A 10,509-nucleotide genomic window follows, 5' to 3' on the forward strand; every position below is an offset into this window, starting at 1 on the left:
TTTTTCTCCTCCGACTTACTCAGCGCCGCCGACGAAGTCCAGATTCTGGCCTTCCTTCAGGGTGACGTAAGCTTTTTTCCAGTCGCTACGACGACCGATACGCTGTCCATGACGCTTAGTTTTACCTTTAACAAGCAAGGTATTAACGCCTTTAACTTCAACTTCGAACAGTTTCTCAACAGCAGCAACGATCTCTGCTTTGGTCGCGTCTTTTGCAACTTTGAGAACGATGGTATTTGTTTTTTCCATCGCCATAGATGCTTTTTCAGATACGTGCGGCGCGCGCAGTACTTTCAGCAGACGTTCTTCACGGATCATGCCAGCATCTCCTCAACTTGCTTAACTGCATCAGCAGTCATAACGACTTTGTCGAAGGCGATCAGGCTAACTGGATCGATTGTTGCAGCATCGCGAACGTCAACCTTATGCAGGTTACGTGCAGCCAGGAACAGATTCTCATCCAGTTCGCCAGTTACGATCAGCACATCTTCCAGGGCCATGTCTTTCAGTTTCTGAGCAAGCAGCTTAGTTTTAGGCGCTTCAACAGAGAACTGTTCGACAACGATCAGACGATCCTGACGTACCAGTTCGGACAGAATGCTTTTCAGCGCTCCGCGGTACATCTTTTTGTTAACTTTTTGACTGTGGTCCTGCGGACGAGCAGCGAAGGTTACGCCACCGGAACGCCAGATCGGGCTCTTGATAGAACCTGAACGCGCACGGCCGGTACCTTTCTGGCGCCACGGTTTTTTACCGGAACCAGTTACTTCAGCACGAGTCTTCTGAGCACGAGTACCTTGACGTGCACCAGCTGCATAAGCAACAACAACCTGGTGTACCAGCGCTTCGTTAAAATCACGACCGAAGGTAGTTTCGGAAACAGTCAGCGCGCTTTGCGCGTCTTTCAATACTAATTCCATTGCTATCCCCTTACGCCTTCACAGCTGGTTTAACAATAAGGTCGCTACCGGTTGCACCCGGAACTGCACCCTTAACCAGCAGCAGGTTGCGCTCAGCGTCAACGCGTACTACATCCAGGCTCTGAACAGTTACACGTTCGTTACCCAGTTGGCCTGCCATTTTCTTGCCTTTGAACACTTTGCCCGGAGTCTGGTTCTGACCGATAGAACCCGGAACACGGTGAGACAAGGAGTTACCGTGAGTAGCGTCCTGGGTACGGAAGTTCCAGCGCTTAACGGTACCTGCGAAACCTTTACCTTTAGAGGTGCCAGTTACGTCAACTTTTTTAACTTCAGCAAACAGTTCAACGCTAATGTCTTGACCTACGGTGAACTCTTCGCCTTCAGCAAGGCGGAATTCCCACAGACCACGGCCAGCTTCTACGCCAGCTTTAGCGAAGTGACCAGCTTCCGGCTTAGTTACACGGCTAGCTTTTTTAGCGCCAGTGGTAACTTGAACAGCACGGTAGCCGTCGTTAGCCAGGTCTTTAACCTGAGTAACACGGTTTGCTTCTACTTCGATCACGGTTACTGGGATAGAAACGCCGTCTTCTGTGAAGATACGGGTCATACCCACTTTTTTACCGACTAAACCAATCATTGTTTCAACCTCTCAATCGTCAATGACCTGATTAACCCAGGCTGATCTGCACGTCAACACCAGCAGCCAGATCCAGACGCATCAGAGCATCAACGGTTTTCTCAGTTGGCTCAACGATGTCAACCAGACGCTTGTGAGTGCGAATTTCGTACTGATCACGCGCGTCTTTGTTGACGTGCGGAGAGATCAGAACGGTAAAGCGCTCTTTGCGGGTCGGCAGCGGGATCGGACCACGTACTTGCGCACCAGTGCGCTTAGCAGTCTCGACGATTTCCGCAGTTGATTGATCAATCAGACGATGATCAAACGCTTTAAGACGGATACGGATTCTTTGGCTCTGCATGAGACCATAGCTCCAATTATTTTATAGACGAAAAAAATCACTACTCACACCCATTACGATTGATGGGGGAGTGTAATCGTTCATACATAGTTCCCCAATTGGGAACATTGTCGACAGTAACTTCACTGCCAGGCTCATATCGAGCCAGCCATCGATTAAGACAGGCCCGCGCATTATACGTAAATACGCTCCTTAATCAAGCCATGGATACGAATTAAACAATCTTTTATACGAGGGTACGGCACGCCTTCGATTTGAAATGCAAGAATGGCTAGTCGTGGAATCTTCCTCGGAGGGTTTCTCGCACCTGAGTAATCTCCACTTTGTTTTCACATAGCGATTCTTTTAATGTTGAAAATCATCTCACTGTAGAGTCATCAATGGCTATGTTTACGTCCTCTTCGCTATTCGAACTGCTCTTTCTGGCAATCTATATCGGACTTTTGCTACAGCTAGCCTGGATAGATTATCGATGCATGCTGCTCCCGGATAACCTGACCTATTCCTTGTTATGGTCTGGGTTACTGTATCAGGTCTTTTTTATACCGGAACATTTAGCAACATCCATACTTGGCGCTATTTGCGGATATCTCAGTTTATGGGGGTTGCACTGGATATACTTTTATTGGCGAAAGTACGAGGGAATCGGCTATGGAGATATGAAGCTTTTGGCTGCTTTAGGAGCGTGGCATGGTTGGCAGAGTTTGGGGTGGATTCTGTTCACAGCCTCATCAACGGGCCTGTTTTCGATGTTAATAACAAAATTACTAAGAAAGAAAAAGATTTCACTGACTACCACTCCGCTACCCTTTGGCCCATACCTTGCGATAGCGGGTGGTTCAGCAGGATGGATATGTTCCACCTTCCCACTGTTTCAAGAACTCAACTTCCTTCTTTGATTTGAGATTGAATGTAATTCTGCAAACCAATTTTAGAGATGAGATCTAACTCAGTTTCCAACCAGTCTATATGGTGCTCTTCCTCCGTAAGGATTTGGATCAGCATATCGCGACTGACATAGTCATGGATGGTATCCGCGTAAGCAATCGCCTCACGCAAATCTTTTGCACCTTCCAGTTCCAGGTTGAGGTCGGACTGAAGCATTTCTTCGACATCCTCACCAATATGGAGTTTGCCCAAGTCTTGCAAGTTAGGAATTCCTTCGAGGAACAAAATACGCTCGATATACTTATCGGCATGTTTCATTTCATCAATGGACTCGTGGTATTCAACTTCGTTGAGGCGCATCAAGCCCCAGTTTTTGAACATTCTCGCATGGAGAAAATACTGATTGATCGCGACAAGCTCGTTTCCCAATAATTTATTGAGATAATTTATTATCTTAGTATCACCTTTCATTTTTACTCCCTCCGCTTCCACTACATGAAGCGTAGATGTAGCACGGAGTAAGTCAAAAAAAAGTGACTGACTTAGGCAATCTCTTTAAATTCTGGGATCTGCAATAGCTCTTCTTGCATGATTTCTCGTGCTGCGCGAATGCATTTGCCACATTGGTTTCCCACTGGCACAAACTTGCGAAGCTGCTGGAAAGATTGTGGATGAAACTGGCGCACTGCCTGCCGAATTTTTTTATCACTGACACCATTACACAAACAAACGTACATAAGTACTCCCGTTCAAATTACGCGCAAAGTGTAAATGAGAATAGTTATGATTACAATAGCACGCGAATGTTACTTCGGTCGGTAAGTGGCAAAAATTGCAAAAAAAAAAGAGCGCCTGAGCGCTCTTTTTTCATACAAAAGTATCAGCGATTAAGCGATAACTTTAGCAACAACGCCCGCGCCTACAGTACGGCCGCCTTCACGGATTGCGAAACGCAGACCGTCGTCCATCGCGATTGGGTGGATCAGGGTAACAACCATTTTGATGTTGTCGCCCGGCATTACCATCTCAACGCCTTCTGGCAGTTCGATGGTGCCAGTCACGTCAGTTGTACGGAAGTAGAACTGTGGACGGTAGCCTTTGAAGAACGGAGTATGACGGCCGCCTTCGTCTTTGGACAGGATATAAACTTCAGACTCGAACTGAGTGTGCGGCTTGATAGAACCTGGCTTAGCCAGTACCTGACCACGTTCGATATCTTCACGTTTGATACCACGCAGCAGAACACCAACGTTCTCACCCGCACGGCCTTCGTCCAGCAGTTTGCGGAACATTTCAACGCCAGTACAGGTTGATTTCACGGTATCTTTGATACCAACGATTTCAACTTCTTCACCGACTTTAACGATACCGCGCTCTACACGACCGGTAACAACAGTACCACGGCCGGAGATRGAGAATACGTCTTCGATTGGCAGCAGGAACGGCTTGTCGATAGCACGTTCTGGTTCTGGGATATAGCTATCCAGGTAACCAGCCAGTTCGATGATTTTAGCTTCGTAATCCGCGTCGCCTTCCAGTGCTTTCAGCGCTGAACCACGTACGATTGGAGTATCGTCGCCCGGGAAGTCGTACATAGACAGAAGTTCACGAACTTCCATTTCTACCAGTTCCAGCAGCTCTTCATCATCAACCATGTCGCATTTGTTCAGGAACACGATGATGTAAGGAACGCCAACCTGACGACCCARCAGGATGTGCTCACGAGTCTGTGGCATTGGGCCATCAGTCGCAGCAACAACCAGGATAGCGCCGTCCATCTGAGCAGCACCGGTGATCATGTTTTTAACGTAGTCGGCGTGCCCTGGGCAGTCAACGTGCGCGTAGTGGCGAGTCGGGGTGTCATATTCAACGTGGGAAGTGTTGATGGTGATACCACGAGCTTTTTCTTCTGGTGCGTTATCGATCTGRTCGAAAGCACGAGCAGAACCACCGTAGGTTTTAGCCAGAACGGTAGTGATTGCTGCAGTCAGAGTGGTTTTACCATGGTCAACGTGGCCGATAGTACCGACGTTGACGTGCGGTTTTGTACGTTCAAATTTTTCTTTAGACATCGATTGTCCCTCTAAGACACGGATAAATCGGTGATATCACCACATCAACCAGGCAATAGCCTGAATTTGTTGAATTAATTAACAGAAGAAAAACAGGGAGGATAAAGGAGGTGGTGCTGATAGGCAGATTCGAACTGCCGACCTCACCCTTACCAAGGGTGCGCTCTACCAACTGAGCTATATCAGCACATCTGGAGCGGGCAGTGGGAATCGAACCCACATCATCAGCTTGGAAGGCTGAGGTAATAGCCATTATACGATGCCCGCATCTCTGGAACTCGGCTACCTGCTTGAATTCTGTATAGAACCTGAGGAGTGGCTCCTCAGTATTCGAGTCGACTAGTTGGATCTCGTCGCCTCGGGCTACGCATAGCGCGGCCTGAAAATGGTGGTGGGGGAAGGATTCGAACCTTCGAAGTCGATGACGGCAGATTTACAGTCTGCTCCCTTTGGCCGCTCGGGAACCCCACCAAGCACTTGATGGTGCCGACTACCGGAATCGAACTGGTGACCTACTGATTACAAGTCAGTTGCTCTACCTACTGAGCTAAGTCGGCATCAAGTAGCGCGCATTCTAGGAAGACCGGCTCCTTGATGCAACAAAAAAATTAAAGAAAATGCACTACCGCTTATATTTTGCGCGATAGCTCGTAAAAATGATGAATTAAACGGCATTTCGGAGCGATTTTGTACATCAAGTACAGTGATGCATTATGCAAAATAGTGTCAGTATGCTCTTCTACTACATGCATACATCACATAGTGCCTTCTTTTAATGTTCTGCCGGGCACGGCTCTCACTTCATTAACTTTGAAATGATCGCTTTATCCTCTACTACCGCTTTTAGGCATCTTTTGACTCAGTTGCAATCTCAGCCCCACATCGTAAGCTGCAAACACTTATTCTATTTATAAGGTGCGTAACGAATTAAGGCTTTGCCACAACGTGATGCTTTCCTCTGAAAGAATCACCGCTTTTTTTTCTTATTATTCTTACCCATCTGGTGTTACCCTCCTGCCCATTGTGAAAAGTAATATACGTTGCACGCCTTTGATTACCTGAGATGAGTCTCTTTTTCTTAGTCTGCGTACTACGTTCATTTTTGTCCTGAATTACAGGCAGAAGCATGCTTATGAGTAATAAAGAGCAAATGTTGACGACTCCTTATATGCAGTTCAACCGCAACCAATGGGCAGCCTTGCGTGACTCTGTACCGATGACGCTGACCGAAGGTGAAATCGCCCGGTTGAAAGGCATCAATGAGGACCTCTCGTTAGAAGAAGTGGCCGAAATTTATCTGCCACTTTCACGTCTATTAAATTTTTATATCAGTTCAAACCTGCGCCGACAGGCTGTGTTAGAGCAATTTCTGGGCACTAATGGCCAGCGTATTCCTTACGTCATTAGTATTGCAGGGAGTGTTGCTGTCGGTAAAAGTACTACTGCTCGTGTGTTACAAGCTTTGCTTAGTCGCTGGCCTGAACATCGTCGCGTTGAGTTGATTACTACTGACGGTTTTCTTCATCCGAATAAAGTGTTGAAAGAACGCAATCTGATGAAGAAAAAAGGATTCCCGCAATCCTACGATATGCATCGTTTGGTGAAGTTTGTTTCTGATATTAAATCAGGGGCACCTAATGTGACCGCTCCGGTCTACTCTCACCTTATTTATGATGTTATTCCTGATGGTGACAAAACAGTTGCTCAGCCTGATATTTTAATTCTCGAAGGATTAAATGTTTTGCAAAGCGGCATGGATTATCCGCATGATCCACATCATGTATTTGTTTCTGATTTTGTCGACTTTTCGATTTATGTCGATGCGCCAGAAGATCTGCTGCAAGATTGGTATATCACTCGCTTCCTGAAGTTCCGGGAAGGTGCATTTACCGATCCAGACTCTTATTTCCATAGTTATGCAAAGCTTTCAGAAAATGAAGCTGTGAATGTTGCACTTCAACTCTGGAAAGAGATCAACTGGTTGAATTTAAAAGAAAACATACTTCCCACACGCGAACGTGCAAGCTTGATCATGACAAAAAGTGCAAATCATGAAGTCGAGTGTGTAAGACTTAGGAAATAAAAAATGGGGGGACTTCTTCTCCCCCATTTATATCAATTAATCCCACGTAGCGATATTTCACCACCAACCCAAGGTTTAATAACACCATCTTGCTCTAATAACAAACCACCTTGTTCATTAATTCCCCGAGAAATACCATAAATTTCTCTATCGCCAATAATCAATTTAACCTGACGATTAATAAAGTTATCCAGTGTTTTCCAACGAGGTAAGAAAGGAATTAACCCTTCTTCTTCAAAAAGGTGTAATGCTTTACGCAATTCTTTTATTATTCTAATAGCTAATGCATTGCGATCTATATTAATTCCGGCTTCCTGAAGATTAATCCAACTTTGATTAATCACATTAGTCGCCACATTTCGCATGGCAAGATTGATACCTGCACCGATAACAATCTGCGCTGCATCACCTGTTTTCCCAGTTAACTCAACCAGAATGCCAGCAAGCTTGCGATCGTTTAAATAAAGATCATTTGGCCATTTAACTCGGACATTTTCAGCACCTAATCCACGCAGTACTTCTGCCATCACTATCCCGATGACAAGGCTTAAGCCCACGGCTGCTGCTGGGCCCTGCTCGAGTCGCCAGAACATAGAAAGGTAAAGATTGGCCCCAAAAGGTGAAAACCATTGCCGACCCCGACGTCCTCGACCAGCCTGCTGATATTCAGCAATACATGCATCTCCAGACTGAAGTGTTTCAATACGATCGAGCAAATACTGGTTAGTAGAGTCAATTACAGGTAACACTGCAACTGATCCCGTTTCAATTTGCGATTTTATCAGCTCTTCATTAAGCAACTGGATAGGATCCGGGAGGCTATATCCTTTACCTGGAACGGTAAAAACATCAACGCCCCAGTCTCTTAATGTCTGAATATGTTTATTTATAGCTGCACGGCTCATACCCAGTTGCTCACCCAACTGCTCGCCAGAGTGAAACTCACCATCGGCCAGGATGCTAATCAGCGTTAGAGGGATTTTATTATCTTTCATGCAATTGTCTCCACTGCACTTACTTCCCCACATGCTCCGATAAAACGGACTTCTGGTTCAAGCCACACATTAAATTTTCCACCGACACACTGACGTATATGATGTGCAAGCTCCACAACATCCTGACCAGAAGCACCATCTTCGTTTATCAATACCAGGGCCTGCTGTTTGTGAACACCTGCCCCGCCGATTTGAAAACCTTTCAATTGGCATTGATCGATAAGCCACCCGGCAGCAAGTTTTACTGAACCATCAGGCTGAGGATAATGTGGAATAGTAGTGAAGGATGACAGCAACTTTTCCGCCTGTTCAGCTGCAAGAACTGGGTTTTTAAAGAAACTACCTGCGTTCCCGTTAATACGTGGGTCCGGAAGTTTTGTGGTTCGCATGTGGCAAACTGCGTTGAAAACTTCCTGCGGAGTGACATTCGCAGCATCAAGACGAGTCAAATCACCATAAGTTAACACTGGTTGCCATAATTTTGGCAATCGTAGACCAACAGCAATAATTGCATAATGATCCTGATATTCATGCTTAAAAATACTGTCACGATAGCCAAACTGGCATTGTGAATTATCCAGACGATGCATCTCACCGCTGAGTAAATCGACACAATCAACATAGTGACAAACACTTTTGAGTTCAACACCGTACGCACCAATATTCTGGATAGGTGAAGATCCTGCGCAGCCAGGTATCAAAGCCAGATTTTCCAGGCCCGGCATACCTTGTTGCAAGGTATATTCCACCAGGTGGTGCCAGTTTTCACCAGCCCCGACATGTAGATACCAGGCATCATCCGCTTCTGTAACCTGGATACCTGGAATACGATTAATGATTGCGGTACCGGAATAGTCTTCAAGAAAGAGAACATTACTCCCCTCACCCAGGATCAAAACAGGCATCTTTGCAGCCACTGACTCACTCCAGGCATCTTTTAGCTGCTGGACTGTTTCAACAATGACAATACGCGATGCGTCAGCCTGAATACCGAATGTATTGAAGGGCTTAAGAGAAGTGCTCATAGTAGATATCTTTCCTGAGTTTAAACGTGGTTAGTTTACCTTATATGCTGGAAGTTGGCTTGTGTGGTGGGATATATGCAGGCTGAATAACGTAAATTGCAGACAGCAAAAAGCCCTGTACATCAGTACAGGGCTTTCCACTTATTTGGAGCCTGGCAGTTCCCTACTCTCGCATGGGGAGACCCCACACTACCATCGGCGCTACGGCGTTTCACTTCTGAGTTCGGCATGGGGTCAGGTGGGACCACCGCGCTAGTGCCGCCAGGCATATTCTGTATCGTTAACCGTTACGTTATTCACGTAACCATCAACTAAAATCTCGGTTCAAGCTGAAAATCAATCTCTGGTCTCTCAACCAAAACACCTTCGGTGTTGTAAGGTTAAGCCTCACGGTTCATTAGTACTGGTTAGCTCAACGTATCGCTACGCTTACACACCCAGCCTATCAACGTCGTAGTCTTCAACGTTCCTTCAGGACCCTTAAAGGGTCAGGGAGAACTCATCTCGGGGCAAGTTTCGCGCTTAGATGCTTTCAGCGCTTATCTTTTCCGCATTTAGCTACCGGGCAATGCCATTGGCATGACAACCCGAACACCAGTGATGCGTCCACTCCGGTCCTCTCGTACTAGGAGCAGCCCCCCTCAATTCTCCAGCGCCCACGGCAGATAGGGACCGAACTGTCTCACGACGTTCTAAACCCAGCTCGCGTACCACTTTAAATGGCGAACAGCCATACCCTTGGGACCTACTTCAGCCCCAGGATGTGATGAGCCGACATCGAGGTGCCAAACACCGCCGTCGATATGAACTCTTGGGCGGTATCAGCCTGTTATCCCCGGAGTACCTTTTATCCGTTGAGCGATGGCCCTTCCATTCAGAACCACCGGATCACTAAGACCTGCTTTCGCACCTGCTCGAGCCGTCACTCTCGCAGTCAAGCTAGCTTATGCCTTTGCACTAACCTCACGATGTCCGACCGTGATTAGCTAACCTTCGTGCTCCTCCGTTACGCTTTAGGAGGAGACCGCCCCAGTCAAACTACCCACCAGACACTGTCCGCAACCCSGATCASGGGTCTACGTTAGAACATCAAACATTAAAGGGTGGTATTTCAAGGTTGGCTCCACGCAGACTGGCGTCCACGCTTCAAAGCCTCCCACCTATCCTACACATCAAGGCTCAATGTTCAGTGTCAAGCTATAGTAAAGGTTCACGGGGTCTTTCCGTCTTGCCGCGGGTACACTGCATCTTCACAGCGATTTCAATTTCACTGAGTCTCGGGTGGAGACAGCCTGGCCATCATTACGCCATTCGTGCAGGTCGGAACTTACCCGACAAGGAATTTCGCTACCTTAGGACCGTTATAGTTACGGCCGCCGTTTACCGGGGCTTCGATCAAGAGCTTCTCCTTGCGGATAACCCCATCAATTAACCTTCCGGCACCGGGCAGGCGTCACACCGTATACGTCCACTTTCGTGTTTGCACAGTGCTGTGTTTTTAATAAACAGTTGCAGCCAGCTGGTATCTTCGACTGCCTTCAGC

11 protein-coding genes, 4 tRNA genes and 2 rRNA genes are annotated in these 10,509 nt (G+C 46.8%); 2 read left to right on the forward strand and 15 right to left on the reverse strand.

What is annotated here, in order from left to right; translation table 11 throughout:
- Positions 1-15 precede the first annotated feature (15 nt).
- Genes rplW through rpsJ form a run of 4 tightly spaced genes read right to left on the reverse strand, consistent with a single transcriptional unit; the run spans position 16 to position 1,903 of the window.
- Positions 16-318 carry a 50S ribosomal protein L23 gene (gene rplW / locus IX31_RS21765; protein ID WP_034461781.1) on the reverse strand — a complete coding sequence of 101 codons (303 nt, stop codon included), beginning with the start codon at positions 316-318 and terminating at the stop codon, positions 16-18.
- Positions 315-920 (reverse strand): 50S ribosomal protein L4, encoded by a 606-nt coding sequence (gene rplD, locus IX31_RS21770; RefSeq protein WP_034461782.1) that lies wholly within the window; start codon positions 918-920, stop codon positions 315-317. The genes rplW and rplD overlap by 4 nt, the downstream gene beginning before the upstream one ends.
- A gap of 10 nt (positions 921-930) precedes the next feature.
- Positions 931-1,560: a 50S ribosomal protein L3 gene (rplC, locus tag IX31_RS21775; RefSeq protein WP_034461783.1), complete on the reverse strand. Its 630-nt coding sequence runs from the start codon at positions 1,558-1,560 to the stop codon at positions 931-933.
- A 31-nt stretch (positions 1,561-1,591) separates the two neighbouring features.
- Positions 1,592-1,903, reverse strand: a complete 312-nt coding sequence (gene rpsJ / locus IX31_RS21780; RefSeq protein ID WP_034461784.1) for a 30S ribosomal protein S10 — start codon at positions 1,901-1,903, stop codon at positions 1,592-1,594.
- Positions 1,904-2,283: 380 nt separating this feature from the next.
- On the opposite strand from rpsJ, the gene IX31_RS21785 reads away from it, so the two are divergent.
- Positions 2,284-2,802 (forward strand): prepilin peptidase, encoded by a 519-nt coding sequence (locus IX31_RS21785; RefSeq protein WP_241767215.1) that lies wholly within the window; start codon positions 2,284-2,286, stop codon positions 2,800-2,802.
- On the opposite strand, the gene bfr is transcribed toward IX31_RS21785, so the two are convergent.
- From bfr to IX31_RS21820, 7 genes are all read right to left on the reverse strand, one after another.
- Positions 2,786-3,262 carry a bacterioferritin gene (bfr, locus tag IX31_RS21790; protein WP_034461785.1) on the reverse strand — a complete coding sequence of 159 codons (477 nt, stop codon included), beginning with the start codon at positions 3,260-3,262 and terminating at the stop codon, positions 2,786-2,788. The two genes, IX31_RS21785 and bfr, sit on opposite strands and share 17 nt — an antisense overlap.
- Before the next feature lie 71 nt (positions 3,263-3,333).
- Positions 3,334-3,528, reverse strand: coding sequence for a bacterioferritin-associated ferredoxin (gene bfd, locus IX31_RS21795; RefSeq protein WP_034461786.1), 195 nt, complete (start codon positions 3,526-3,528; stop codon positions 3,334-3,336).
- Positions 3,529-3,678: 150 nt separating this feature from the next.
- Positions 3,679-4,863: an elongation factor Tu gene (tuf, locus tag IX31_RS21800; RefSeq protein ID WP_034461787.1), complete on the reverse strand. Its 1,185-nt coding sequence runs from the start codon at positions 4,861-4,863 to the stop codon at positions 3,679-3,681.
- A 111-nt stretch (positions 4,864-4,974) separates the two neighbouring features.
- Positions 4,975-5,050 (reverse strand) — tRNA-Thr (locus tag IX31_RS21805).
- Positions 5,051-5,055: 5 nt separating this feature from the next.
- Positions 5,056-5,130, reverse strand: a tRNA-Gly gene (locus IX31_RS21810).
- Positions 5,131-5,249: 119 nt separating this feature from the next.
- Positions 5,250-5,334: transfer RNA gene (locus IX31_RS21815), tRNA-Tyr, on the reverse strand.
- Positions 5,335-5,344: 10 nt separating this feature from the next.
- Positions 5,345-5,420, reverse strand: a tRNA-Thr gene (locus tag IX31_RS21820).
- 575 nt (positions 5,421-5,995) lie between these two features.
- Here IX31_RS21820 and coaA point away from each other — a divergent pair.
- Complete coding sequence (coaA, locus tag IX31_RS21830; RefSeq protein ID WP_034461796.1) at positions 5,996-6,946, forward strand: type I pantothenate kinase; 951 nt, start codon at positions 5,996-5,998, stop codon at positions 6,944-6,946.
- A gap of 32 nt (positions 6,947-6,978) precedes the next feature.
- Here coaA and birA read toward each other — a convergent pair whose 3' ends face one another.
- The 4 genes from birA to IX31_RS21850 all read right to left on the reverse strand — a co-directional run.
- Positions 6,979-7,941, reverse strand: a complete 963-nt coding sequence (birA, locus tag IX31_RS21835) for a bifunctional biotin--[acetyl-CoA-carboxylase] ligase/biotin operon repressor BirA (RefSeq protein WP_034461789.1) — start codon at positions 7,939-7,941, stop codon at positions 6,979-6,981.
- Positions 7,938-8,966 (reverse strand): UDP-N-acetylmuramate dehydrogenase, encoded by a 1,029-nt coding sequence (gene murB / locus IX31_RS21840; protein WP_034461791.1) that lies wholly within the window; start codon positions 8,964-8,966, stop codon positions 7,938-7,940. The genes birA and murB overlap by 4 nt, the downstream gene beginning before the upstream one ends.
- 150 nt (positions 8,967-9,116) lie before the next feature.
- Positions 9,117-9,232, reverse strand: a 5S ribosomal RNA gene (gene rrf / locus IX31_RS21845).
- A 110-nt stretch (positions 9,233-9,342) separates the two neighbouring features.
- Positions 9,343-10,509, reverse strand: a 23S ribosomal RNA gene (locus tag IX31_RS21850); the annotation flags it as partial.

This window comes from Buttiauxella noackiae (assembly GCF_000737905.1).
In the GTDB taxonomy this organism is placed as follows: domain Bacteria; phylum Pseudomonadota; class Gammaproteobacteria; order Enterobacterales; family Enterobacteriaceae; genus Buttiauxella; species Buttiauxella noackiae.

Bases quoted from the DNA above. Each gene is read 5' to 3' on its own strand.
- rplW (WP_034461781.1), bottom strand. From the start codon at position 318: ATGATCCGTGAAGAACGTCTGCTGAAAGTACTGCGCGCGCCGCACGTA.
- rplD (WP_034461782.1), bottom strand. From the start codon at position 920: ATGGAATTAGTATTGAAAGACGCGCAAAGCGCGCTGACTGTTTCCGAA.
- rplC (WP_034461783.1), bottom strand. From the start codon at position 1,560: ATGATTGGTTTAGTCGGTAAAAAAGTGGGTATGACCCGTATCTTCACA.
- rpsJ (WP_034461784.1), bottom strand. From the start codon at position 1,903: ATGCAGAGCCAAAGAATCCGTATCCGTCTTAAAGCGTTTGATCATCGT.
- IX31_RS21785 (WP_241767215.1), top strand. From the start codon at position 2,284: ATGGCTATGTTTACGTCCTCTTCGCTATTCGAACTGCTCTTTCTGGCA.
- bfr (WP_034461785.1), bottom strand. From the start codon at position 3,262: ATGAAAGGTGATACTAAGATAATAAATTATCTCAATAAATTATTGGGA.
- bfd (WP_034461786.1), bottom strand. From the start codon at position 3,528: ATGTACGTTTGTTTGTGTAATGGTGTCAGTGATAAAAAAATTCGGCAG.
- coaA (WP_034461796.1), top strand. From the start codon at position 5,996: ATGAGTAATAAAGAGCAAATGTTGACGACTCCTTATATGCAGTTCAAC.
- birA (WP_034461789.1), bottom strand. From the start codon at position 7,941: ATGAAAGATAATAAAATCCCTCTAACGCTGATTAGCATCCTGGCCGAT.
- murB (WP_034461791.1), bottom strand. From the start codon at position 8,966: ATGAGCACTTCTCTTAAGCCCTTCAATACATTCGGTATTCAGGCTGAC.